Source organism: Cupriavidus sp. 05N39 (assembly GCF_056397325.1).
In genome coordinates, this window is record NZ_JBFTNE010000255.1 from 1 (window position 1) to 979 (window position 979).

At 59.1% G+C, this 979-nt stretch carries 2 protein-coding genes; one reads left to right on the forward strand and one right to left on the reverse strand.

The features are described 5' to 3' along the window. Positions 1 to 218 (forward strand): hypothetical protein (locus AC1DN0_RS41130; protein ID WP_477146616.1); only part of this gene is annotated, 218 nt, incomplete at its 5' end. 134 nt (positions 219 to 352) lie between these two features. Here the strand turns inward: AC1DN0_RS41130 and AC1DN0_RS41135 are convergent. Beyond that, a partial coding sequence (locus AC1DN0_RS41135) for a VIT1/CCC1 transporter family protein (protein WP_477146617.1) occupies positions 353 to 979 on the reverse strand: 627 nt, incomplete at its 5' end.

Below are 979 nucleotides of genomic sequence, written 5' to 3' on the forward strand. Positions count from 1 at the left end.
CCACGGATGTTACGCAACTCCCGGCCGAGCTTGCCGCCCAGCTTGGGGTGAGCGCAGAGCTTGCTCAAAGCATCACTTGCGCCATCGGGGCGTTCTGCTCGCAGGGTCCTGCTACGGTCGATGCTGTCGTGAATTGTCCGGATGCGGTACTTGGTGGCCTTATCAAGACCGGCGTAGCTACGGCCAGGATGGAACCATCGCTAGCGCAAATTCCCTGATGTTTGAGGCGCGGAGGAATAGCCGGTTGCTGGCGCTGAAGCGGGACTTCAACGAAGCATTCCCGCTTTTATTTCCGGAGCTGCGTACGCGGATTGCGTGAACCCGACGGGGACATCTGTCCGATTGCGGCGCTTCAGACTACGGCGCCAAACAACGTGCCAACACCTGACGACACACCCATTGCCAAAGCACTCCAGAACACTACGCGGATAACGCCTGGGCCGACTTTCGCGCCGCCCGTTTTTGCGGCCAGACCGCCCAAGAAGGCAAGTGATGCCAAGGCAGAGATGACTATGGCTGGAATCAAGGCCGATTCGGGAGCTAGTGCGGCAACTGCAGCCGGCAGGGCGGCGCCCACCGAAAAGCTGCAGGCAGAAGCCAACGCTGCTTGCAACGGCTTGGCGGAGGTCACTTTCGAGATGCCTAGCTCATCGCGTGCATGGGTGCCAAGCGCGTCGTGGGCCATCAGCCTTTCGGCAACCTGCTTAGCAAGCGGATAATCCAGGCCACGACGCATATAGATTGCAATCAATTCTTGTTGCTCGCGCGGAAAATCGGCATCGAGTTCGGCCTGCTCTTCAATCAAAGCTGCCTCTTCAGTATCTGCCTGCGAAGAGACAGATACGTATTCCCCTGTCGCCATCGACATGGCCCCAGCCACCAACCCCGCTACGGCCGTGAGCACGATATTTCCATGGGCGGTGTGTGCTGATGCCACGCCGATAACGAGGCTTGCCGTCGATATGATGCCGTCATTGGC